Here is a 22,881-nt window from a genome sequence, read left to right as displayed (position 1 = left end):
GATAATTTTCGCCTCTTACTCTTAGTCTCTCTCTGCTCGGACTTAGTTGGAAAATAAGCGATTTCAAGCTCCGAATGATCGAGGAGTATGGAACCCGGATTTGATATGATTACTAATATCCAGAAATAATATTATATTATTGCACTAAAATGTCAGTCACTACTCATCAATTAATTCAGTGGAAACAACAAGGGCGGTCAATTGTTGCTCTGACAGCTTATGATTATGCGATCGCCCAACTCATCGATCAAGCAGGCGTAGATATCATCCTAGTCGGCGATTCCCTCGCCATGACAGTCTTAGGGTACGACACAACGCTACCCATAACCCTAGATGAGATGCTGCACCACGCTAAAGCAGTGCGCCGTGGAGTTAAACAAGGATTAATTGTGGTCGATTTGCCGTTTTTGACTTACCAAGAAAGTCCCCAGCAAGCCATGCACTCGGCGGGGAGAGTTTTGAAAGAAACCGGCGCTCAAGCTGTAAAATTGGAAGGTGGATATCCAGCAATGGCCGCCACAGTTTCGCAGCTAACATCTGCCGGAATTCCAGTGATGGGACACGTCGGTTTAACTCCGCAGTCGGTACACCAACTCGGCTACAAAAAACAAGGAAAAACGACCCAAGCAGCCGATCGCATCATAGCAGAGTCGATCGCCCTTCAAGAAGCAGGTGCCTTTGCGATCGTCTTAGAACACATTCCCGCAGACTTAGCCGCTCAAATCACCCAAAAATTAACTATTCCCACCATTGGTATCGGCGCCGGGCCACACTGCGACGGTCAAGTTTTAGTTACTTCCGATTTGTTGGGACTTTCCGAAAAACAGCCACCTTTTGCGAAAGCTTACGCCAATTTGCGAGAAACAATTACCCAAGCTGTGAAAGATTATTCCCTTGAAGTTAGAGAAGGCAAATTTCCCGAATAGGTTCGTAGTGAGGGCTTGAACCCTTAAAAATGAGGACTAAAATCCTCACTACAAACCTAATTTACACTTTCGGCTGGCCCTCTTCCTCTTTATCCTTCTCAACAGCTTCATCCTCAGATTGACCAACCCCTTCCTTAAAACTCCGCAGCGTTTTGCCCAAGGCATTTCCTAACTCAGGAATCTTCTTGGGGCCGAAAATTAGTATGGCCACCACCGCAATAATGCCCATTTCGGGCAATCCCAGACCAAACATACAAAATCTCCTGTAAAACTTGCTCGATCGTAAGTCAATCTACTGATATTGTTAAAGTATCTACCTTTTTTCCTGCATCTTGCAACAGTAGAATCAAGTTTTATTAAGCTATCCCCCGATAAATAGGAATGTTAGAAATATCCCAGCCTTCTTTGCGCGAACAACAGCACCATCTCATCCGCGATTTAGCAGACCGGATGGAAGCAGTATGGCACCGCTATCTTGACCTCGAACCCTACCACCTGCCCGCTGAGTTGGGATACGTAGAAGGTCGGTTGGAAGGAGAAAAACTGATCATTGAAAACCGCTGCTATCAAACGCCCCAGTTCCGAAAAATACACCTCGAACTCGCTAAAGTCGGGCCGGTACTTGACATTCTGCACTGCGTGATGTTTCCCAGACCGAATTATGCTTTGCCGATGTTCGGTACGGATATCGTAGCAGGCAAAGGCCAAGTTAGCGCAGCGATCGCAGACCTTTCTCCCCTCAATCGAGATCGAACTTTGTCGCAAAGCTACCGAACCCAACTGGGAATTTTGCCGATCAAGCAATTTTCTTGTCCCCGCCAAATTCCCGAATGGGGGGATATTTTCTCAGAATTTTGCCTGTTTGTGCGACCAGAGTCCATCGAAGAAAACAGTCGGTTTTTGGATATTGTTGAATCCTACGTGGAAATTCACTGCAAACAGGCAGTCGCTTCCGAACCTGTCTCTGCAGCCGAAGCATCGGAAATTCTAGAGGCTCAAATTTACTACTGCACCCAGCAGCAGCAAAACGACAAAACCCGCCGCGTACTCGAAAAAGCTTTCGGTCAAGATTGGGCCGAACATTACATGACCGAGGTGCTTTTTGATATCCCTAAATAGCTGAAAATTGTTTACAATACTTTACAGTAGGGGGAAAAAACTTAATCAGGAAATCACCTACTTTATAAGTAATGGTCAAGGAATCACGGCTCAAGGATAAATCATTTTTAAAACCCCCAGGGCGAGGAATTATCGGTTTAGCGATCGGTGCAACTCTCATTACCACAGGAGTCGGTTTTTGGCAAGTATCTCAAATTAGAAAAGCCGAAGAGTTAAAGGCGGCGGCTGCAACGGCGGCTGCAACTTCCGTCGCTACCCGCACCAGTGTTACCGCTTTGGGTAGGTTGACTCCGCAGGGGGAAGTCATCAAATTGTCGGCCCCTTCGGCGTCGGAGGGAGCAAGAATTGAACAGTTGCAGGTGGAAGAGGGCGATCGAGTCAGTCAAGGACAAATCATAGCAGTTCTCGATACGCGCGATCGACTCCAAGCAATCCTCCAACAAGCCGACAAAGAAGTCAAAGTCAAACAAGCAGAATTAGCGAAAATTCAAGCAGGTGCAAAAACTGGTCAAATCGGTGCTGGGAAAGCCGAAGTTGCCAAGTTTCAAGCACAAGTGCAAAGAGAAACCGAAGGCGAAGCAGCGAATGTCGCCCGCTTAGAAGCTCAACTGCGAAGAGAAACCGAAGCCGAACAAGCTAATCTTGCCAAATTTGAGGCACAACTCCAAAGAGAAACCGAAGCCGAACAAGCTAATCTTGCCAAATTTGAGGCACAACTCCAAAGAGAAACAGAGGTGCAGCAATCCAAATTGGCTAGGCTAGAAGCTCAATTGCGTGGCGAAATTGCCTCTCAAAACGCTACAGTCGATCGACTAAAAGCCGAATTAACCAACGCCGAAGCCGAGGAACAACGCAATAAAGAACTCTCCGAAACAGGCGCAATTTCTGCTTCCGCCTACGACACCAAACGCTTAGCAGTAGAAACGGCTCGCCAGAGAGTCAAAGAAGCTCAAGCTATATTAGAAAAAACAGTGCAAACTTTGCGTGAGGAAATAGTCGAAACTAAAGCCACAGTCAAACAAACAGTAGAAACAGGCCAGCAGGAAATCAATCAATCCCGAGCCAATCTCAGACGCAAGTTAGAAACAGGTAGGCAGGAAATTAACCAAGCCAGAGCAACCTTAAATCAAAAGATAGAAACTGGTAGAGAACAAATTAATCAAGCGGAAGCAATACTCAAACAAAAAGCAGAAACTGGCCAAGAACAAATCAATCAAGCCAAAGCAAATCTAGACCAAATTGCCGAAGTACGTCCCGAAGACGTGCAAGCAGCCCAAGCCGCCGTAGAAAGTGCGATCGCCACCAAACAAAAAGCTCAAGTAGACTTAAACTTAAGTTACGTCAAAGCACCCGTATCCGGCTACATCCTCAAAGTTCACAGCCGACAAGGAGAACGTGTCAACACCCAAGACGGCATCGTAGAACTAGGCGGCACCGACCAAATGTACGCCGTAGCAGAAGTTTACGAAACCGACATCGCCAAAGTGCGAAACGGCCAGCGGGCTACCGTCAGCAGCCCCGTATTTGCAGGCACTTTGGAAGGAACAGTCGATCGCATCGGCAAACAAATCGGCAAAAAAGATGTCCTCAATACAGACCCCGCCGCCGACACCGACGCGAGAGTTATCGAAGTAAGAATTCGCCTCGATCCGGAATCGAGCAAAAAAGTTGCAGCCCTCACAAACTTGCAGGTTGAAGTCAAAATAGATATCTAAATTTTACCTTGACAGAACTTACGCATGGGGACTCAAGCAACGGGGTTTTTAACCGAGGTTAAGGTTTTGAATCAAATATAAGGGTAAAAAAACCGCTTCCTCAACACCCGTGCTTAAATCCTAAAATTATTCAATCCAAAACCCAAAATCTCAAATTTAAAATCGGAGGATTATGGCCAAAATACCACTAGCTTGGGCACAGTTAACCCGCGAAAAAATGCGCTTAGCCGTCGCACTAGCAGGCATTGGCTTCGCCGACTTGCTAATGTTTATGCAGTTCGGGTTTAGAGACGCGCTATTTGAAAGCTCCATCACCTTTCACTCAAAGTTAAAAGGGGATATTTTTATCACCAGCACTCAGTCAACGGCTTTAATAGCCATGAAAAGTTTTCCCCAGCGTCGCTTGTATCAAGCCTTGAGTTTTGACGGCGTTACAGCAATTAGTCCGGTATATTTAGGCTTTGGATTGTGGAAAAACCCCGATCCCAACCAGCGAAATACCCGCCAATTGATGGTAATCGGTTTTGACCCCGCTCATCCCATTTTTGATCTGCCTGAAATCCAAAATAATTTGGACAGAATCAAAATTTCAGATGTGGTTTTATTTGACCAAGCTTCCCGCCCGGAGTTTGGGCCGGTAGCAGAATATTTCAAACAGGGAAAAGTTGTTGAAACTGAAGTTGACAATCGCCGCGTTAAGGTAGATGGTTTATTTACTATAGGAGCCTCTTTCGGTGCCGACGGGAATCTTGTCACCAGCGATTTGAACTTTATGCGGATTTTTTCGACGCGGAGAACAAGAGGTTTAATCGATATAGGTATTGTTCACTTGCAGCCGGGTACAGATGTTAAGGCTGTTGTTGATAAAATGAGGGCAACGTTGCCGAATGATGTGAGGATTTCTACTAAAGAAGAGTTTGTAGATTTTGAAAAAAAATATTGGCAGGAAAGTACCTCAATCGGATTTGTTTTCACTCTCGGCGCGGCAATGGGATTTATCGTTGGGATAGTGATTGTTTATCAAATTCTTTATACTGATGTTACCGATCATTTACCCGAATACGCTACGCTAAAGGCGATGGGATACAAGGATATTTACTTTTTGGGTGTGGTGTTTCAAGAGGCTTTGATTTTGGCAATTATTGGTTATTTGCCAGGGTTTGGAGTTTCTTTGGTGCTGTACAATTTAGGGAGAAGTGCTACGAGTTTACCGATGTATATGACTTTGGCGAAAGCTATGACTGTTTTTATTATGACAGTTGTCATGTGTGCTGTGTCCGGGGCGATCGCAGTTAGGAAGTTGCAGGCTGCTGACCCGGCGGATATTTTTTAAGGAAGGAAGAAGAAAGAAGGAAGAAGAAAGAAGGAAGAAGGAAATACCAATTATCAATTACGAATTAACAGCTACAAATTACGAATGAATACTTTACCAGTTGTCTCAATTAAAAATCTCAATCATTCTTTCGGCGAAGGACAACTTCGCAAACAGACATTATTTGATATCAACCTCGAAATTTATCCGGGCGAAATCGTGCTGATGACTGGGCCTTCGGGGTCTGGTAAAACCACATTGTTAACCTTGATTGGAGCTTTGCGATCGATCCAAGAAGGTAGTCTGAAAATTCTCGACCAAGAATTGCGGGGAACGCCGAAAAATAAATTAGTTAAAGTCCGCCGCGACATCGGCTATATTTTCCAAGCTCACAATTTGCTCAAATGCTTGACAGCTAGGCAAAATGTGCAAATGTCCCTCGACCTGCACAACCATCTTTCTCCCCAAGAAACTAATGATAAAATAGAAGGAATGCTGGAAGCTGTAGGCTTGGGAGAAAGAATAGATTATTACCCGGACAGTCTTTCTGGTGGCCAGAAACAAAGAGTTGCGATCGCCCGGGCGTTAGTCAGCCAGCCGAAATTAGTATTAGCAGACGAACCCACAGCAGCACTAGACAGTAAATCAGGTCGAGATGTGGTAGAAATTATGCGAGGTTTGGCCAAAGAACAGCACTGCACTATTTTGCTTGTCACCCATGACAACCGCATTTTAGACATAGCCGATCGCATTATTCACATGGAAGACGGCTACCTCGCACAAGATACATCAACAACGGTGACAACCGGCGTTTTTTCGGAAAAATAATATTAACCCACCTCAACTTATTTCCGAGAACCGGGACGCTTTGCTCCTACCTTCGCAGGACTTTTTGTTGCACCTTTAGCTGGAGTTTTAGAACTACTTTTACCACTTTTTTGACCCTTAGCTCCTACCAATTGGCTATCATTGGCATTGGTAGGTCTGCCGGCAGGCGTTCTCGTAGTCCTAAAGGTAACATTCACCCCTTCATTCGACTGTTCCAGCACCAACATCGGCGTCGGCTTGGCTTTTTGATCCCACTCAATATGAACGATGCGACCTTGAATTGTCGGCTGCCAACTGTCGTGGTCGTCTGAAGGACTCAGATAAGTTTCCAAACAGTCAATAATTTGATTAATTGTTGCTGATGTTGCCTGAGTCGGCAGTTTCATCAGCTTAATTTGAATCCGAAACAGCACTCGTTTTTCTATTTTTACCGCCGGATCGCCAGTTTCGTATTCGATATCAAACATCGAATCCACTTGCCTGCCACTACCAGCATTCCCGTTTTTATCTCCCACTGCCCCCTGAGTCGGACGCAGGGCAATACTAATTTTTTCTTTGACTTTTACCTTAATCTGGTTCACAATGGCAAAGTGAAATACTTCTTCCGCCATTCGCATTCTCAGGTAGTCTAAATTAAAGTCTCGCGAGTGGATAAGGTCGGGATTCTTTTCCATCTTTAGCATGGTTTCCAGAGCCATTTTGTATTTTTTCTGGAGTTCTCGATTTCTAAACTCCTCAAATTTGAGCTTTTTACTCAAATCGTCGAGTTTTAGCTTGGTAAACACCGCTAAACCGATAAGCAATAACAACAGTAATCCCGACGCTCCCATGAAGAGTTGGTCTGAGGACGGATCTCCGGGTTTAGCCTGTTTAGGTTTGGGAGAGGCTACTGCCAACCTTGGTTCTACAAGGATTATTTGGGTTGACATGGGCTTTTAAAGGGTAAAATTTGACGCTATATTTATACAGGACTCCAGAGTAGAGCTGGTAGTGCAACTGGATCAACCAACATTGACATCATTCCACCATCATCTTGGTACCACTGGATTTCTGCAACTGGAGCACGCACCCTCTAATTAATACTTTATCTTTAACTGCAAGCCAGTTTCCGAAATATCGGAAAATCGCGTGCTGGTACTGACCAATTGAAATGGTGAATTGTCTGTAATATATTATACCAATACAGCTAAAAAAAATGTTTGTTCGGGGGTCTCCTTTTCTAGAAAAATAAAAAGAAATACACATAAATTAATAGTAACTCTGGGAGCCAGCAGCGGAAAACATCAAGCAGAACAGCCGATCGCCCGGACGATCGAGGGGCGGACGTTAGGAGGGTGCTAATTCCTAATGTTGAGTCACGGACGCCGTGTAAGCCCACCGGGCTGCTTGCTGTGAAAGTCGAACTCTGGTGCGATCGAACAACGTCTCCTTAGCTAAGATTACAGCTAATACCACCAATATTCGATCGTGACCTACGAACCCCTGCATCACAAATATCGCCCTCAGACATTTGCCGAATTAGTCGGTCAAGAGGCGATCGCCCAAACCCTCACCAGCGCCATCCTACAAGAGCGCATAGCACCAGCATATCTATTCACCGGCCCCAGAGGCACCGGTAAAACCTCTAGTGCCAGAATTTTCGCCAAATCTCTCAACTGTATTTCTACGGTTGCCCCTACCCCGACACCCTGTGGCAAATGCAACGTTTGCCAAGAAATTGCCCGAGGTTCGACACTAGATGTCATCGAAATTGACGCAGCCAGCAACACCGGAGTAGATAACATTCGGGATTTGATCGAACGAGCTCAATTTGCCCCCGTACAATGCCGCTATAAAGTATATGTAATCGACGAAGTTCATATGCTCAGTACCCAGGCATTTAATGCCTTATTAAAAACATTAGAAGAGCCGCCCGATCGCGTTGTATTCGTCCTCGCCACAACCGACCCACAAAGAGTATTACCAACTATTATTTCTCGGTGCCAAAAGTTTGACTTCCGCCGCATCCCCCTCGATGCAATGATTGCTCACTTACACAAAATTGCCCAATTAGAAAATATCAATATTGCCAGTGATGCCGTACAAATGGTTGCTCAAATGGCCCAAGGAGGTCTGCGAGATGCCGAAAGTTTGCTCGACCAACTAAGCTTATTTCAGGGTGAAGTAACAGTCGAAAAAGTTTGGGATTTAGTCGGGGCAGTCCCCGAAAATGATTTAATGGATTTGCTGCAAGCTATTGATACAGATAACGCTACAGCACTAATAGACATGACTCGCCACCTCATGGATCGCGGTCGGGAACCCCTAATCGTGCTGCAAAGTCTCGCCAGCTTTTACCGAGATTTACTAATAGCCAAAGCTGCACCGAAACGGTCAGATTTAGTAGCTTTAACATCGGCAACTTGGGAAAAACTGGGGGATTTTGCCCGCCATTGGGATGCGGAGTTGATTTTGGCAGGTCAGAAACATTTGCAAACCCACGAAGTGCAAATTAAAAACACTACTCAGCCGCGTTTGTGGCTGGAAGTAACGCTATTGGGATTATTGCCTTCAGCAATTAGAACTCAGCAGCAACCAACAGCGGAACCAGCTAAAAATATTACTCAACCACCACAAAATCACCCCCCCCAACCCCCCCTTGCTAAGGGGGGGAGCCAGACATCTAATATTGAACCGCCTCCCGCTGCCAAACCTCAAAATCCTCCACCGACTTCGCCGCCTGTGACTAATCGCACAGAAAGCACACCTCCTGCAGCGATTCCCGCACCTGTACCAACTGCTGAAACGAATCAAACAAATTATTCACCGACTAATTCAGCCGATGAAATCGATTTAAATCGAGTGTGGGAACAGGTACTTGACCGCGTGCGGCCGCATGGAACTCAATCGCTGCTTCGCCAACATGGACAGCTAGTCATTTTTAGCAATAATACTGCTCATGTTAAGATTAGTTCCCAGCCGTTGCTGAATATGGTTAAAGACAAAGTAGCTAATATTGAAGAAGCTTTTTTGCAAATTTTTAACCGTCGAGTAACAGTAAAAGTGGGATTGACAAATCCCGCTGAAACTAATAATTCCCGCGCTAAGGATTTGCCAAGTTCTAACGGACGTGTTGGCGAAAATCCCAGGAATTCTCATCCTGCGGATGATGTCGGCCAACAGGTGCAGAACTCGGCGAGTTCGGAGATTCCAGATGATTTTTTGGGGAATAGGAGAGAAGAACAAAAACACCCGCCAGAGCCTGAAAATACCGCCGTTAATGTGCCCCTAATTTCCGAATCACGATCCAACGGCTCTACCGACTCTCAGAATGACTCTAAAGCTCAGGCTATAGCGGTGCGTGATGACGCTCAATATGTCGCGAATACGGCTAGGCAATTGGCTGCTATGTTTGATGGGGAAGTAGTCGATTTGTCGGATTACTTGGAGAGTTGGGAGTCGGAAACTTTTAGATTGGAATCTGAACCGGATTTTTCCGAGTTATCTTCTGAGTTAGGTGAGGATGATTTTATAGATTGGTAAGTATAGCAATCCTTGCAGGAGTCGTAAATTTTTTACCCCACCCCAACCCTCTCCTTACCAAGGGGAGGGAGTAAGACATTCACAAATGATGCGAGGATTGCTATAGATCACTAAAAAAAACCGAGAAACCCGGTTTTTGTAGTAGGGGCGCTGCTAAGACTAGCAGCCCTTCTAGGTTCCTTAATACCCTAAAAGTTTTAGGTTGAATTAGAGTCACCTAGTGATTGTGAATATCTACTTTTAAGCTGACTCTGGCTTGGGCAGCGAAGACGGAAGTACCAACAACTCAGCAGTCGATCGCTTCTCAACCATTTCCTTAGTAATCGTACACCGGGCAACATCCTTGCGCGACGGCAACTCGTACATCACATCCAACATCAATTCTTCGACAATTCCCCGCAGCGCCCGTGCTCCAGTTTTGCGGCGGTATGCTTCCTGGGCGATCGCCCGAATCGCCTCTGGCTTAAAGTCCAACTGCACATTATCCATCTTCAGCAGCTTTTGATACTGCTTAACCAAAGCATTGCGCGGTTCCGTCAAAATCGCCATCAGCGTTTCCTCATCCAGCGGTTCCAGCACCGCAGCCACAGGCACCCGCCCAATAAACTCAGGAATCATCCCAAACTTCACTAAATCATCCGGTTCCAGTTGCTTGAGTACATCAGCAGCCCGCTTTTCCTTCGGCTGAGCTTCTCCGGGCTGAATAAAACCCATTGACTTTTTACCCGTTCTCTGCTCTATCACTTTCTCAAGACCGACAAAAGCACCGCCGCAGATAAACATGATATTGCTGGTATCAATTTGGATGCAGTCTTGGTAGGGATGCTTGCGGCCACCTTGGGGAGGTACATTGGCGATCGTCCCCTCAAGCATTTTCAGCAGCGCCTGCTGCACACCTTCACCCGACACATCCCGCGTAATCGAAGGATTTTCGCTCTTGCGGGCTATTTTGTCAATTTCATCAATATAAATAATTCCGCGCTGCGCCTCTTCCACGTCCATATCTGCTACTTGCAGCAGCCGCAGCAAAATATTTTCCACATCTTCCCCGACATAGCCCGCTTCCGTCAGCGTCGTCGCGTCAGCCACAGCAAACGGCACGTCCAGCATATCTGCCAAAGTCTGAGCTAGCAGAGTTTTTCCGCAGCCCGTCGGCCCGATTAACAAAATATTCGATTTTTGCAGTTCTACTTCTTCCGGCGGGTGCTTGCCGCTATTTTTTGCATGGATAAAGCTGAGGCGCTTGTAGTGGTTGTAAACTGCCACCGAGAGCACCTTTTTCGCCTCATCTTGCCCGATCGCATTTTCGTCGAGATAATTTTTAATTTCCCTGGGCTTGGGAATTTGGCTCAGCGACATACTTTTGCCCGAAGTACCGCGGCGCTTTTGCGTCGTTTCCTGCTTCGGAGCCACCGCCGCTGCGGGTACTGCACTCGAATCAAACAACTCCTCATCTAAAATTTCATTGCATAAGTCAACGCATTCGTCGCAGATATACACCCCTGGTCCTGCGATCAACTTGCGTACTTGCTCTTGAGACTTGCCACAAAACGAACATTTTAGATGGGAGTCGTACTTAGACATAACAGCCTCTTAATTCAGTGCAGTGACATTCTCTCCCGCCGCCGGAAGGTTTTCTTTAGCGATAACTCGATCGACCAAACCGTAATTTTTGGCTTCCTCGGCTGACATAAAAAAGTCGCGCTCTGTATCCGCCTCTAATTTGTCGATCGGTTGACCCGTGTGGTGCGCTAGCAGTTGATTCAGCTTACGCTTATGATAAAGGATTTCTTTGGCTTGAATCTCAATATCAACTGCTTGACCTTGAGCGCCTCCAAGCGGCTGGTGAATCATAATTCGGGAACTCGGAAGAGACATCCGCTTACCGTGGGCTCCTGCTGTCAGTAGAAATGCGCCCATACTCGCTGCCAAACCGTAACAAATCGTCACCACATCCGGGCGGATTTGCTGCATTGTGTCATAAATTGCCATGCCGGCCGTCACCGAGCCCCCGGGGGAATTAATGTACATTTGGACATCTTTTTCTGGGTCTTCGGCATCTAGATACAATAGCTGAGCCACTATTGAGTCAGCAACTTCGTCGGTTACGGGAGTTCCTAAAAACACAATTCGCTCCCGCAGCAAGCGCGAGTAAATGTCAAAAGCCCGCTCGCCCATCCCCGACTGTTCTAGTACCATCGGCACTACATTGCTGGGGCTGGAACTGACATCAAAATCGTTATAGCTTGTAATTAGGTAATTGGAAGATTGAGATACAACCATAAGACACCAGTCAAGGATTCTAGACAATTTGCTGCTGCTGATGAAAGCTTTAAATTAAGCCGCCAGCTTTTAACTATTATGCCTCTTCTGAACAGATATCGGGGGAATGGGGAATGGGGAATGGGGAATGGGGCATTGGGCATTGGGTATAGTCGAGCAAAAATCTTGTGACTATTTAACCCAAATTCAACAGTAGCTCGACATTAAACGTAAAATTCGATCGCACTTCAGATACCCCCGATCGATCCCCGCCGTAGGGACACTCCAATACCCCATTAGTGTCCACTGAAGCTTTCAGCCCGCCAAGTCCACCAGTGGACCCGCTAGTCCGCCAGGGAATGAATTCCACGGGGCTTACAGCTAAAGTCCTCGCTATGAGGACTGAATAATTCATTAGTCCTCATAGCGAGGACTTTAGCTTTGAGGCAGGGGTTTAAACCCCTGCCGGACTGCGGGTTTAACGTGTTTGTTGACACGAAGAAGGGCTGGCGTGCGGTGTCCCTACTACTTTGATTCTGCGCCCTAATCTTCGCCTACGACTTCCACTTCAACGCTCGTGGCTGCTTCTGCTGAATCTTCAGCGTCCGATTCTTCTGATTCTTCTGCTGCAGGAGTCAGAGAGCCTTCAGGTACGAGTTCGATTGTTCCTTTTTCTTCCAACCATTTCAGGGTTTTTTGTTTGAGCAAGTCTTCTGCTACAAATTCCTGCAACCTTTGGGGGTCAAAATCTCCTTTGGGAAACTGCTTTCTGATTTTTGCTACTTCTGCTTTTACTTCTGCTGGTTCAACAGATAAGGATTCCAGCTTGGCTACTTCTGCCAGAGCTAAATTCTGCTTGAGGCGCTCGATTGCTTCCGGGCGCGATCGTTCCCGCATCGGGCCCATATTTTCTTCGGTAAACAGTTGGTTGATATCTATGCCGTAATTTCTCAATTGGACGGCTTGTTGATTCAACAAATAATCGATTTCGCGATCGACCATTGTTTCGGGAATTTCCACTTCTATTAGCTGCACGAGGGCTGCTGATATAGCTTTTTCCTTATTAGCGGATGTCTTGTTTTCTTGGTCTGCTTTAAACCGAGTTTCGAGCGATTCGCGCAGTTCGGCTAAAGTTTCAAACTCGCTGACTTCTTGCGCGAAGTCGTCGTCCAACTCCGGCAATTCTTTTTCCTTAAGTTCTTTGAGAGTAATCGTAAAGACTGCGGGTTTTCCGGCTAATTCTTCACTGCTATACTCTTCGGGGAACTGCACAGAAACTTCTCTAGTTTCTCCTGGATTCATCCCGATCATGCCTTGGATAAAGCCCGGTACAAACTGATTTTCCGATAATTCTACTTGGAAGTCTTCTGCTTCGCCACCAGGAATTTCTGCGGGAGTTTCGCCTTCTGCTGCTTCTGCAAATCTACCGGAGAAATCAACCAAAGCCGTGTCTCCCAACTGAGCCGGCCGGCCTTCTACAGGGATTAAAGTAGCTTTGTCCGATCGATATTTTGCCAATACCTCATCTACCTGAGTCTCATCATACTTAGCTTCTTCTGCTTGAAGCTGCAAACCTGTGTACTGACCCATTTTCACTTCTGGTTGTACATCAACCTTCGCCGAAAAAATCAGAGGCTGTTCTGGATCGAACTTCTCTAATAATTCTTCAAACTCGGTGCGAAGTTCAAAACTGCCAATTGCCGCAATTTTTTCTTGTTCTAGGGCTTTTTGCAGGGAATCATTAATCAAATTTTCCAAAGCCGTCGCCTTCAAACGACTCTGGCCTAGGCGCTGTAGCAAAACTTGACGGGGAACTTTGCCTTTGCGGAACCCAGGAATACTAACCTCGCGAGCAAATTGTTTAATTACTTGCTCGTAAGCTTGTTTTGACTTTTCTGACGGTACTTCGATTTCCAGACCAATTTGGCTAGCTGGAAGTTTTTCCTGGGTTACTTTCATCGGCTTTTGTGATATTTAACAATAGTGTCATAAAATACATACAAATCTGACTTTGCCTGCATTTTAATTTTGTACGCTTTGACTCGTAACGGCACAACTACAACACCTTTACCGGATGAGACTGTAAGTCATTGCCGGCTACTTTTTTGGCTCTTGCCAAATAGTTTTGGTTTGAGAATACTAGCTTTTGCTGCTAGGAATGTGGAGGTGAAGTCCACTAATTGCCGATGCACCATAGCACATATCGCCCTGTGATGTCAATCTTGCCGGTCTCTGCGGCTAGTTAAGGTCAATGGATGCGCCTGCGAAAATGCAGATATATCGCAAAACTTAACCGGATGCGGATTGGGCGTGGGCGAGCGGCAGAAAGATGCTAAACTGGCATTGGGTACGATCGCCCGGATCAATCGGGAAGTTCGATCTGCCGTTTCCGTTAACTGCACCATTGCTATCCTCTCATGCTCCTGATATCGCATAACATTAATTAAGTTTGATATTGAGAATTGCAGTTATTTAATTTTTTGATTTCGATCCTTTAGACTTTAATTTTTGGAGGAAACTAATTTGTCTCAATCCTATCGAGTTGCCATTTTAGGAGCTACTGGCGCAGTCGGTGCCGAGTTGCTAGAACTATTGCACAGCCGGAGTTTTCCGATTTCTAACTTGAAGCTGCTGGCTTCGGAACGTTCAGCAGGCACAACTTTGCCTTTTGGCGACGAGATGCTGCCGGTCGAAGCAGTTTCGGCGCGATCGTTTGATAATGTAGATCTGGTGCTCGCCTCTGCCGGCGGTTCTACTTCTAAATTATGGGCTCCGCAAGCAGTGGCAGCCGGAGCAGTGGTCATTGACAATTCTAGCGCTTTCCGCATGGATGCGACGGTACCGCTAGTGGTTCCCGAAGTCAATCCCCAAGCAGCAGCAACTCACCGAGGTATAATTGCTAATCCCAACTGCACGACTATTTTGATGGCGGTTGCCGTTTGGCCACTTCACAAAGTTAGGCCGATACAGCGCATCGTTGTAGCGACTTACCAGTCTGCCAGCGGGGCGGGGGCGAGGGCAATGGAGGAAATGAAAGCTCAAGCAAGAGCAATTTTGCAGGGGGAAACGCCCCAAACAGATATATTTCCATACCCGTTAGCATTTAATTTGTTTCCGCACAACACCCCGATTAACGATTTGGGGTATTGTGAAGAAGAGATGAAAATGGTAAACGAAACTCGGAAGATATTTGGTACGGACGAGATTAAAATTACGGCAACTTGTGTGCGGGTTCCCGTACTGCGGGCTCATTCGGAAGCGATTAATCTAGAGTTTGCAGAGCCGTTTAGCGCGATCGAGGCCAGGGAAATCTTAAAGCAGGCAAGCGGGGTTAAGCTGGTAGAAGACTGGCAAGCTAATTATTTCCCGATGCCTGTCGAGGCTAGCGGTAAGGATGAGGTGTTAGTTGGCAGGATTCGTCAAGATATTTCTCACCCCTGCGGGTTGGAGATGTGGCTGTCTGGCGATCAAATTCGCAAAGGGGCGGCTTTAAATGCGGTGCAGATAGCTGAGTTGCTGGTAGAAAAAAATTTGTTGCGAACCCAAGTGGCGGTGGCTTCTAATTAGGGGGAACCCTGGCAATTGGGAAATTGAAATTGGGGATTTTAGATAAACCTTTCATCTGAAATCAAAAATTTAAAATCAAAAATCAACAGTCTAAAATCGGAGAAAGTGTGGTAAAGTTTGGACGGGTTCTGACTGCAATGATTACGCCGTTTAAGGAAGACGGCAGTGTTAACTATGCGGTAGCAGAACAATTGGCAGTTCATTTAGCTGATCGCGGTACAGATAGCTTGGTAGTGTGCGGCACTACAGGCGAGTCTCCCACTATGACCTGGGATGAAGAGTACGAATTATTTCAGGTGGTACAAAAGGCGGTGGTCGGTAAGGCGTTGGTAATCGCAGGAGCCGGATCGAATTCTACTTCAGAAGCAGTCGCAGCTACCCAAAAAGCAGCTAAACTCGGGTTAGACGGCTGTTTGCAGGTGGTTCCTTATTACAACAAACCCCCGCAAGAAGGTTTGTACAATCATTTTCGGGCGATCGCGCAATCTGCTCCAGAATTGCCTATAATGTTATATAACATCCCCGGTCGCACTGGTCAGAATATGTTGCCGGAGACGGTGGCTCGATTGGCAGAAATCCCCAACATTGTGGCCGTAAAAGAAGCAAGTGGCAACTTGGATCAAGCAAGTCAAATTCGGTGCTTGACATCCCCTGAATTTGCCATCTATTCTGGAGATGATTCCTTAACTTTGCCAATGTTGGCGGTAGGAGGATCTGGTGTAGTTAGCGTAGCCAGCCATCTGGTAGGAGAGCAACTGCAACAGATGATCAAAGCTTTCGAGGCCGGTCAAGTTCAAGTCGCTACCCAGATTCACTTGCAACTTTTTGACCTGTTTAAAGCTCTTTTTCTCACCACAAATCCCATTCCCGTCAAGACAGCTCTTAAACTTCAAGGCTGGGATGTAGGTTCCACCCGTCCGCCCCTGTGCGATCCGCCCGTTGAGGTAACTCAAAAGTTAAAGGACGTACTGAGTCAGCTAGCAGCAGTATCAGCTAGCAAGACGAGCGAGAACGAGTTTTCAGACAACTGAATATTGGTTGTTATCAGTCATTAGTTCTGAGTCATCAGTCATTAGTAATTAAGTGTTAGTAAGTAGCTAACAGTCAAGGATTAAAGACTGAAGATAAAAGAATGAAGACCAAAGACAACTGACTGTACGGGATAGTAAAACCCGCCAGGGATTTTTCCATAAATATTTGGAAAAATATCGCCCTACCAACGAACAGTAGACGAAAGACGAAAGACGACAGACCAAAGACCACAGACCAATAACAAAAATAACTAACAAAGGATACGCATGATCAAAAATACAACTGCATCTGCTCTAAAAGTTATTCCCCTCGGCGGGCTTCACGAAATCGGTAAAAACACTTGTGTGTTCGAGTACGGCGACGAAATCATTCTTTTAGATGCCGGTTTAGCGTTCCCGACAGATGGAATGCACGGGGTAAATATTGTCCTTCCAGACATGACTTACTTGCGGGAAAACAGCCACAAAATTAAAGGTATGATCGTGACTCACGGTCACGAAGACCACATAGGCGGTATCCCTTATCACCTCAAACAATTTGAAATTCCGGTCATCTACGGCCCCCGTTTGGCGATGGCTTTGCTAGCCGGAAAACTCGAAGAAGCCGGAGTGTCTCACCGCACTGAATTGAGAACGGTTCGACCCAGGGATACTGTCAGAATTGGCAAGAATTTCTTAGTCGAATACATTCGCAACACTCACTCGATGGCAGACAGTTTTACTGTGGCCATTCACACTCCTGTCGGAATTGTGATCCACACCGGAGACTTTAAAATTGACCACACTCCTGTAGACGGCGAGCATTTTGATTTGCAAAAGCTGGCCGAGTACGGCGAGAGAGGCGTGCTTTGCTTGATCAGCGATTCTACTAACTCGGAAGTTCCCGGTTTTACCGCTTCGGAAAGTTCTGTGGCGCCGAATTTAGACAGAATTATCGCTCAAGCACCGGGACGAGTGATGCTGACGACTTTTGCTTCGTCGGTACACCGATTGCAAATAGTTTTGGACTTGGCTAAGAAAAACAATCGGTATGTCGGAGTGGTTGGCCGGTCGATGCTTAACGTCATCGCTCACTGCCGCAATCTCGGCTACATCAAGTGCGAAGATAGTATTTTCAAACCGCTGAAAGAAATCCGCAATTTGGCTGAAGACAAGGTACTAATTTTAACTACGGGTTCCCAAGGCGAACCGATGGCGGCGATGACTCGCATTGCTAACGGCGAACATCACGAACTGAAAATCAGAAAGGGCGATACAGTCATTTTCTCAGCTAATCCGATTCCGGGAAATACGATCGCAGTGGTAAACACGATCGATAAACTGATGATGCTGGGAGCTCACGTGGTTTACGGCCGCGACAAAGGCATTCACGTTTCGGGTCACGGTTGTCAAGAAGACCAAAAGTTAATGATTAACATGACTCGTCCTAAGTTCTTCTTGCCGGTTCACGGAGAACACCGGATGCTGATCCAACACTCCAAGACGGCTCAAAGCATGGGCATTCCCGCTAGCAATATGGTGGTTATTGATAACGGCGATGTCGTAGAATTAACTGAAAATTCAATGCGAGTCGCTGGTCAAGTGCCTTCAGGAATTGAATTGGTAGATGCTTCTCGATCGGGCGTGGTCAAAGCTAGCGTCCTCAAGGAACGTCAGCAGTTGGCCGGAGATGGCGTTGTAACTGTAGCGGCGGCTTTGAATTGGGAAGGCAAATTAGTTGCCAAACCAGAAGTTCACTTAAAAGGTGTAGTGACATCAGCCGATCGCGCGGAGGTGATCAAATTAATCACTCAAACCATTGAAACAGTTTTGAGCGATCGCTGGTCAGAATTTGTCAAACCCGCCACTGCTGACTCGCAAGTTGACATTGACTGGGTAGGAGTGCAAACCCAAATAGAAAAAGCAATTCAGCGGGTGATGCGCCGGGAACTGCAAAGCAATCCGCTGCTGGTATTCCTGATGCAAATTCCTGAAGAAGCAGTGCGATCGGAAAAAGCAGCAGTATCTCCCGGTTCCCTAGAAGCACCTAAGCTACTATCCTCGCCATCATCGCCATCGCCATCATCGCCATCCTTGCCATCTCCTGCCAATCAGGTGACGGGCCGGCGCCGTCCCCGGACTGCTGCAAGGGCAGCTTCTTAGGGCGGTAATTCTCGGACGCACTGCGAACCAAGAAAGGAGTTTTAGGTTTTGTAGTTGCGCTTGGATGCCCAAGCGCAACTACAAGCCTAGATGGGATTTCACAAATAGATTTCCTCACTAAGTGAGAAAATAGTTTTTAACCGCCGATAAACGCAAATGAACGCAGATAGTAATTAATTCTATCTGCGTTCATCTGTATTTATCGGCCACCATCTGCGGTTGCAAAATCACCCACCAGCAACTGCTGGAACAATGCTAACTTCATCGCCATCTTGGAGGGCTGTGTTTGAGCCATCCAAAAAGCGGATGTCTTCGCTGTTGACGTAGAAGTTGAGAAATCTGCGCGGTTCTCCCTTTTCGTCGCACAGGCTTTTTTTGATGCCGGGACAATTTGTTTCCAGCGATTCAATTAGTTCGGAAATGTTATCGCCAGCGCATTCGATGGTGGCTTGATTGTTGGTAAATTTTTGCAGGGGAGTGGGAATTAAAACTTTGACGGTCATTTTTTTAGTCCTTAGTCAGTAGTCAGTAGTCAGTAGTCCTTAGTCAGTAGTCAGTAGTCAGTAGTCAGTAGTCAGTAGTCAGCAGCTTAATAACTAATAACTAATGACTAATGACTGATGACTATTAATCAGTAGTCCTCAGTCATTAGTCAACAGCTTAATAACTAATGACTAATGACTATTTATTAAACCGAAACTTGTTGCCATTCTAAGCGTTCGAGTGTGCGGGCACGTTCTAGGGCGCGCTCGAACGCTTCTAGTTTCGGTTCGAGGGTGATGGGTTCGCCGATGTAGCCTTGAACTGCTTCTTGCGTTTTCAAACCGTTGCCCGTGATGTAAGCGACGGTGGTTTCATCGGGATTGATTTTACCTGCTTCTACGAGTTTCTTCAAGACTGCGATTGTCGTGCCGCCTGCGGTTTCAGTGAATATGCCTTCGGTTTCTGCTAGCAGTTTCATGCCTTCGATGATTTCGGTGTCGCTGACGGATTCAATGTTGCCGTTGGTTTTGCGAGCGATTTCCAAGGCGTACATACCGTCGGCTGGATTACCGATCGCGATCGACTTAGCAATTGTATTCGGTTTCACCGGTTTGACGAAATCGCGACCTTCGCGGAAGGCTTGGGCGATTGGGGAACAGCCGTCAGCTTGGGCACCGCTGAATCTGACTTTCTTTTCGTCCACTAAACCGACTTCGATGAATTCATTAAAGCCTTTGTAAATCTTTGTGAACAAAGAGCCGGATGCAAGGGGAGCGACGATGTGATCGGGCAATTGCCAGCCTAGCTGTTCAGCAACTTCGTAGCCGAGGGTTTTTGAGCCTTCGGAATAGTAGGGACGCAAGTTGATATTGACAAATCCCCAGCCATGTGTATTGGCGACTTCGCAACAGAGTCTGTTAACTTGATCGTAGTTGCCGTGAACTGCCATGACAGTTGGATTGTAAATCAGAGTGCCGAGGACTTTGCCTGCTTCTAAGTCGGAGGGGATGAAGACTACGCAGTCGAGTCCGGCGTGGGCGGCGATCGCAGCCGTAGAGTTAGCTAAATTGCCGGTGCTGGCACAGGATACCGTTGTGAAACCCAATTCTCTCGCTCTGCTGAGGGCGACTGACACCACTCTGTCTTTAAAGCTGAGAGTGGGCATATTGACGGCATCGTTTTTAATATAAAGATTTTTTAGACCGAGGCGGCGCGCCAAGCGGTGGGATTTTAATAGAGGAGTCATCCCAGTGCCGACATCAATGACGTTATCTGTAGCGACTGGTAAAAATGCGCGGTAGCGCCAGATCGAGTTGGGGCCGGCTTGGATGGTTTGGCGAGTGACGGTGCGGCGGATGGCGTCGTAGTCGTACTTGACTTCAAGCGGGCCAAAACAGCAATCGCAGACGTGCTTGGCTTGGAGTTCGTACTCTTCGCCGCATTCTTTACATTTGAGGGCTGTGAAGGTTGCTGCTGTGGATTGGGTTCTGGTCGCCTGGGTCATAGCTCAACTCTCTAGTTTTGCGATGTTTTCTTAGTCTTGTGCAAGATTAACACGGTCAATTTACCCCGTCAACCATACCCGATTGTTTTAGTCGGGATTGATTTTTTAGTTACTTTTGGGTTAAACAGTGGTGTATTTAACTTTGATATTTGGGCGGGCGGGACGCCCACCCCACAAGGATTTGACTTGTTTTCTGTATTGGGCTGGGAATTCAGATTGTCAGGCCCGCGTGCCAGCGTGAGCGATCTCAAGGATGATTGGTCAACGAAATTGTTACAAAACTTAATAAATCTGTTTTGGGCTAACAATTGGGCAGTCGTGCGATCGAACACAACTACAAAACCTCGAAATTTTGATTAACTGAGATGTTGCACCATTCTCAAGAACAGGCAAGATGCCTGTTCCACAAAGAATTTTCTTGTGGAACAGGCATCTTGCCTGTTCATAAAAAGCTTATTGAGAATGGTGCAACATTTCAGATTAACCAACTTAGCCTACCCGCCGCTGACGGGAGGGATGAGGACAACTTCGTCGCCGTCTTGGAGGATGGTGTCGGGGGAGACGAATTCCAGGTTGAGCCCGAAGCGGGTACGATCTCGCCATTGTTCTAATTGAGGATATTGGGCGATCGAGCTTTCGAGCACATGAGACACTGGGGTTTCGGGAGGAAGTTCTAATGTAAGTTCCGAAACGCCGTAGGCTTCACCGAAGGCGGCGAACAGTTTAACGGTGATGGTAATAGAAGAGTTAGACACGGCTGTTGAGTGCGATCGACGGTTTGGCAATTATCAACTACACCATACAATTAATTAGGAATTAGGCGCGCCGAGGCTTAGAATTGAAAGCGGCAACCTCTAGTTAAGTTTTACCCCATCGGGTAAAGATGATAGTTGATTACAGCAAAAAGTCTTAACAATATTGTATGCCGATCGCTCTCACCAACCAGGCGTTAGAAGCAGTTGGCATCCAGTTATATGCAGCTAGCTAAGGTCTAGTTAGCTGCTGTTGAGGCTAATGCGAGAATATTTTTTGAGGATGCGGTATAGATACTTTACGGTAATTGTGGGAGAGTACAAAAAGCTCGCACTACATTTAGCGGGCCACAACGCATACAAAGCCTTGTCAACCCGATTCTCCTGACAAAAAATCAGGTTATCAAGTGCGGCTGGGGATGTTCAAACCTTTACCCTGCTTAGCAAGATAGCCTTTTTATCTAAGAACAATACTGAAGTTAATGCGATAGAGATATATGGCAAATAACGATTTTAAAGTGCTTCAAATTATTGAAGCTAAAGGCTGGTATGCCTTTGGGAGTACGAAGCAAAGCCAGCACGTTGAGAGATGGGTAAGACCTGTCGTGTGTTGGGTTTTAATAGAAGATAAAAAAAAGCGACGGGTTGTGACAGCTACCGCTAGCTATCAGATCCAGATTGATGACAAAGAAGTCGAGTTTTTTGCCCACGAAAGCGAAATTCAAGATCTGGAGAGTCTCCCAAAGTCGGTCTCGGTATCGGAATTTCTGAAAACTGAAGATTGAGATAAGGGCAAAAGGAGATAATTTAACAAGTTATTAATTATTCCTTAGTGATTCCTTAAACTTGCTATCGGATTCTATTGGAATTAGAGGCACAAGCTCTAGATTGGGGATAGGGGGAGATGAGGACAGGGGGAGAATTTATACTTTTGCTTTGCCTTCTGCATCTTGTCTCCAATGCCTTAAGTAACCCAAAAAATAAAGAGGCCGGAAGATTGCTGGCAATGCCAACGCGCTTCCGACCTTGCTGAATAACAGGGTATGCATATGTTTTTAAAGTATGGCAGGCAGGCTTTTGAGATATCAAGAGGACTATTGCAATCACCCACTTTTGCTTTCAGGCTGTGTTTGCAAGGCTCCTATTATTTTAGACTGAGAATTTGAAAATTGAGAGGGGGGAGGCTTACAGGTTAAGGATTCTAGCTATTTATCTGTAGCGGGTGCTACAAAAAATGGTGGCATTGGCGGACGATCGCACCTTCTCCCTAAATGGTGAGCACTCACAGCAAAAAGTTCGATCGCCCGCTGTAACCGCTGCGACTTTAAACCCCAGTAGCGACAGGTTCAGGCTTCTGCTGCCGCATCCGCCGCCCCAGCAGGGCCATCCGCACGCCGCCGGCAGGCCCTAAAGTTACCCCCCGGCGTTTGGCCTGTACGGGCTTTTTCTCGGCCAATACGAGGTCGAAATCGCGCAAAATTGTTGCCAGCACAAGTTTCATCTCCAACTGCGCCAGCGCCAAGCCGATACAGCGGCGGCTGCCGCCTCCAAAGGGCAAATACTCGTAAGGCGAGAATTGCCTCTCCAAAAACCGTTCCGGTTTAAATTGCAGCGGTTCTGGATACAAATCCTCTCGTCTGTGGGCATTGGTGACAAGTTAAGACTGTAAGTCTTTTGTCAAGAGGCTTTTAGAGAATTGTTGAAAAAAAACTGGTCAG

Annotated in this window: 21 protein-coding genes and 1 pseudogene; 10 read left to right on the top strand and 12 right to left on the bottom strand. The window is 46.6% G+C overall.

What is annotated here, in order from left to right:
* The first annotated feature begins 149 nt into the window (after positions 1-149).
* On the top strand, positions 150-926 hold the full coding sequence (gene panB, locus QUA03_RS17570) for a 3-methyl-2-oxobutanoate hydroxymethyltransferase (RefSeq protein WP_333213522.1): 777 nt from the start codon (positions 150-152) through the stop codon (positions 924-926).
* 61 nt (positions 927-987) lie between these two features.
* Here panB and tatA read toward each other — a convergent pair whose 3' ends face one another.
* Positions 988-1,179, bottom strand: coding sequence for a twin-arginine translocase TatA/TatE family subunit (gene tatA / locus QUA03_RS17565; RefSeq protein WP_006632937.1), 192 nt, complete (start codon positions 1,177-1,179; stop codon positions 988-990).
* Between the two features lie 128 nt (positions 1,180-1,307).
* Here tatA and QUA03_RS17560 point away from each other — a divergent pair, with 128 nt between their 5' ends.
* From QUA03_RS17560 to QUA03_RS17545, 4 genes are all read left to right on the top strand, one after another.
* Positions 1,308-2,045 carry a phycocyanobilin:ferredoxin oxidoreductase gene (locus QUA03_RS17560; RefSeq protein ID WP_333213521.1) on the top strand — a complete coding sequence of 246 codons (738 nt, stop codon included), beginning with the start codon at positions 1,308-1,310 and terminating at the stop codon, positions 2,043-2,045.
* A 71-nt stretch (positions 2,046-2,116) separates the two neighbouring features.
* A complete protein-coding gene (locus QUA03_RS17555) occupies positions 2,117-3,760 on the top strand; it encodes an HlyD family efflux transporter periplasmic adaptor subunit (protein ID WP_333213520.1) in 1,644 nt (547 codons plus the stop codon).
* 172 nt (positions 3,761-3,932) lie between these two features.
* The gene (devC, locus tag QUA03_RS17550) at positions 3,933-5,093 is read left to right on the top strand and encodes an ABC transporter permease DevC (RefSeq protein ID WP_333213519.1); all 1,161 of its coding nucleotides are present in this window, start codon (positions 3,933-3,935) and stop codon (positions 5,091-5,093) included.
* 84 nt (positions 5,094-5,177) lie between these two features.
* Positions 5,178-5,900: a DevA family ABC transporter ATP-binding protein gene (locus tag QUA03_RS17545; RefSeq protein WP_333213518.1), complete on the top strand. Its 723-nt coding sequence runs from the start codon at positions 5,178-5,180 to the stop codon at positions 5,898-5,900.
* Between the two features lie 17 nt (positions 5,901-5,917).
* Here the strand turns inward: QUA03_RS17545 and QUA03_RS17540 are convergent, their stop codons facing one another.
* Positions 5,918-6,829, bottom strand: coding sequence for a hypothetical protein (locus QUA03_RS17540; RefSeq protein WP_333213517.1), 912 nt, complete (start codon positions 6,827-6,829; stop codon positions 5,918-5,920).
* 415 nt (positions 6,830-7,244) lie between these two features.
* A complete protein-coding gene (locus QUA03_RS17535) occupies positions 7,245-7,388 on the bottom strand; it encodes a hypothetical protein (protein ID WP_333213516.1) in 144 nt (47 codons plus the stop codon).
* Between QUA03_RS17535 and QUA03_RS17530 the strand changes: the two genes are divergently transcribed.
* Positions 7,368-9,422, top strand: a complete 2,055-nt coding sequence (locus QUA03_RS17530; protein ID WP_333213515.1) for a DNA polymerase III subunit gamma/tau — start codon at positions 7,368-7,370, stop codon at positions 9,420-9,422. The genes QUA03_RS17535 and QUA03_RS17530 overlap by 21 nt on opposite strands.
* Positions 9,423-9,662: 240 nt before the next feature.
* On the opposite strand, the gene clpX is transcribed toward QUA03_RS17530, so the two are convergent.
* From clpX to QUA03_RS17505, 5 genes are all read right to left on the bottom strand, one after another.
* On the bottom strand, positions 9,663-11,006 hold the full coding sequence (gene clpX, locus QUA03_RS17525; protein ID WP_333054758.1) for an ATP-dependent protease ATP-binding subunit ClpX: 1,344 nt from the start codon (positions 11,004-11,006) through the stop codon (positions 9,663-9,665).
* A 9-nt stretch (positions 11,007-11,015) separates the two neighbouring features.
* Positions 11,016-11,705 carry an ATP-dependent Clp endopeptidase proteolytic subunit ClpP gene (gene clpP / locus QUA03_RS17520; protein WP_333075055.1) on the bottom strand — a complete coding sequence of 230 codons (690 nt, stop codon included), beginning with the start codon at positions 11,703-11,705 and terminating at the stop codon, positions 11,016-11,018.
* 175 nt (positions 11,706-11,880) lie between these two features.
* On the bottom strand, positions 11,881-12,099 hold the full coding sequence (locus QUA03_RS17515) for a hypothetical protein (protein WP_333213514.1): 219 nt from the start codon (positions 12,097-12,099) through the stop codon (positions 11,881-11,883).
* A 128-nt stretch (positions 12,100-12,227) separates the two neighbouring features.
* Entirely contained in the window at positions 12,228-13,643 is a 1,416-nt protein-coding gene (gene tig, locus QUA03_RS17510) for a trigger factor (protein ID WP_333213513.1), read from the bottom strand.
* Positions 13,644-13,900: 257 nt separating this feature from the next.
* Positions 13,901-14,089 carry a hypothetical protein gene (locus QUA03_RS17505; RefSeq protein WP_333213512.1) on the bottom strand — a complete coding sequence of 63 codons (189 nt, stop codon included), beginning with the start codon at positions 14,087-14,089 and terminating at the stop codon, positions 13,901-13,903.
* Positions 14,090-14,207: 118 nt separating this feature from the next.
* Here QUA03_RS17505 and QUA03_RS17500 point away from each other — a divergent pair, with 118 nt between their 5' ends.
* The 3 genes from QUA03_RS17500 to QUA03_RS17490 all read left to right on the top strand — a co-directional run bounded on the left by QUA03_RS17500 (position 14,208) and on the right by QUA03_RS17490 (position 18,424).
* Positions 14,208-15,251 (top strand): aspartate-semialdehyde dehydrogenase, encoded by a 1,044-nt coding sequence (locus QUA03_RS17500; RefSeq protein ID WP_333213511.1) that lies wholly within the window; start codon positions 14,208-14,210, stop codon positions 15,249-15,251.
* A gap of 107 nt (positions 15,252-15,358) precedes the next feature.
* Positions 15,359-16,282 carry a 4-hydroxy-tetrahydrodipicolinate synthase gene (gene dapA / locus QUA03_RS17495; RefSeq protein ID WP_333187328.1) on the top strand — a complete coding sequence of 308 codons (924 nt, stop codon included), beginning with the start codon at positions 15,359-15,361 and terminating at the stop codon, positions 16,280-16,282.
* A gap of 267 nt (positions 16,283-16,549) precedes the next feature.
* Complete coding sequence (locus QUA03_RS17490; protein ID WP_333213510.1) at positions 16,550-18,424, top strand: ribonuclease J; 1,875 nt, start codon at positions 16,550-16,552, stop codon at positions 18,422-18,424.
* Positions 18,425-18,651: 227 nt separating this feature from the next.
* Here QUA03_RS17490 and QUA03_RS17485 read toward each other — a convergent pair whose 3' ends face one another.
* The 3 genes from QUA03_RS17485 to QUA03_RS17475 form a co-directional block, all read right to left on the bottom strand.
* Positions 18,652-18,927, bottom strand: a complete 276-nt coding sequence (locus tag QUA03_RS17485) for a MoaD/ThiS family protein (protein WP_333054763.1) — start codon at positions 18,925-18,927, stop codon at positions 18,652-18,654.
* Between the two features lie 185 nt (positions 18,928-19,112).
* On the bottom strand, positions 19,113-20,411 hold the full coding sequence (gene thrC, locus QUA03_RS17480; protein ID WP_333213509.1) for a threonine synthase: 1,299 nt from the start codon (positions 20,409-20,411) through the stop codon (positions 19,113-19,115).
* 494 nt (positions 20,412-20,905) lie between these two features.
* Positions 20,906-21,166, bottom strand: coding sequence for a MoaD/ThiS family protein (locus QUA03_RS17475; RefSeq protein WP_333213508.1), 261 nt, complete (start codon positions 21,164-21,166; stop codon positions 20,906-20,908).
* A 494-nt stretch (positions 21,167-21,660) separates the two neighbouring features.
* On the opposite strand from QUA03_RS17475, the gene QUA03_RS17470 reads away from it, so the two are divergent.
* Positions 21,661-21,948: a hypothetical protein gene (locus QUA03_RS17470; protein WP_006632921.1), complete on the top strand. Its 288-nt coding sequence runs from the start codon at positions 21,661-21,663 to the stop codon at positions 21,946-21,948.
* Positions 21,949-22,487: 539 nt separating this feature from the next.
* Here the strand turns inward: QUA03_RS17470 and QUA03_RS17465 are convergent.
* Positions 22,488-22,805 (bottom strand): annotated as a pseudogene (locus tag QUA03_RS17465) (cytochrome P450); the annotation flags it as partial.
* Positions 22,806-22,881: the final 76 nt, after the last annotated feature.

The sequence above is a fragment of the Microcoleus sp. S36b_A4 genome (genome assembly GCF_036700645.1).
Taxonomy (GTDB): Bacteria; Cyanobacteriota; Cyanobacteriia; order Cyanobacteriales; family Microcoleaceae; genus Microcoleus.
This window is presented reverse-complemented; position numbering and strand designations above follow the sequence as displayed.

Excerpts from the sequence above, each read along its gene's own strand:
- panB (WP_333213522.1), top strand. The coding sequence starts at position 150 with ATGTCAGTCACTACTCATCAATTAATTCAGTGGAAACAACAAGGGCGG.
- tatA (WP_006632937.1), bottom strand. The coding sequence starts at position 1,179 with ATGTTTGGTCTGGGATTGCCCGAAATGGGCATTATTGCGGTGGTGGCC.
- QUA03_RS17560 (WP_333213521.1), top strand. The coding sequence starts at position 1,308 with ATGTTAGAAATATCCCAGCCTTCTTTGCGCGAACAACAGCACCATCTC.
- QUA03_RS17555 (WP_333213520.1), top strand. The coding sequence starts at position 2,117 with ATGGTCAAGGAATCACGGCTCAAGGATAAATCATTTTTAAAACCCCCA.
- devC (WP_333213519.1), top strand. The coding sequence starts at position 3,933 with ATGGCCAAAATACCACTAGCTTGGGCACAGTTAACCCGCGAAAAAATG.
- QUA03_RS17545 (WP_333213518.1), top strand. The coding sequence starts at position 5,178 with ATGAATACTTTACCAGTTGTCTCAATTAAAAATCTCAATCATTCTTTC.
- QUA03_RS17540 (WP_333213517.1), bottom strand. The coding sequence starts at position 6,829 with ATGTCAACCCAAATAATCCTTGTAGAACCAAGGTTGGCAGTAGCCTCT.
- QUA03_RS17535 (WP_333213516.1), bottom strand. The coding sequence starts at position 7,388 with ATGCAGGGGTTCGTAGGTCACGATCGAATATTGGTGGTATTAGCTGTA.
- clpX (WP_333054758.1), bottom strand. The coding sequence starts at position 11,006 with ATGTCTAAGTACGACTCCCATCTAAAATGTTCGTTTTGTGGCAAGTCT.
- clpP (WP_333075055.1), bottom strand. The coding sequence starts at position 11,705 with ATGGTTGTATCTCAATCTTCCAATTACCTAATTACAAGCTATAACGAT.
- QUA03_RS17515 (WP_333213514.1), bottom strand. The coding sequence starts at position 12,099 with ATGAATTATTCAGTCCTCATAGCGAGGACTTTAGCTGTAAGCCCCGTG.
- tig (WP_333213513.1), bottom strand. The coding sequence starts at position 13,643 with ATGAAAGTAACCCAGGAAAAACTTCCAGCTAGCCAAATTGGTCTGGAA.
- QUA03_RS17505 (WP_333213512.1), bottom strand. The coding sequence starts at position 14,089 with ATGGTGCAGTTAACGGAAACGGCAGATCGAACTTCCCGATTGATCCGG.
- QUA03_RS17490 (WP_333213510.1), top strand. The coding sequence starts at position 16,550 with ATGATCAAAAATACAACTGCATCTGCTCTAAAAGTTATTCCCCTCGGC.
- QUA03_RS17485 (WP_333054763.1), bottom strand. The coding sequence starts at position 18,927 with ATGACCGTCAAAGTTTTAATTCCCACTCCCCTGCAAAAATTTACCAAC.
- thrC (WP_333213509.1), bottom strand. The coding sequence starts at position 20,411 with ATGACCCAGGCGACCAGAACCCAATCCACAGCAGCAACCTTCACAGCC.
- QUA03_RS17470 (WP_006632921.1), top strand. The coding sequence starts at position 21,661 with ATGGCAAATAACGATTTTAAAGTGCTTCAAATTATTGAAGCTAAAGGC.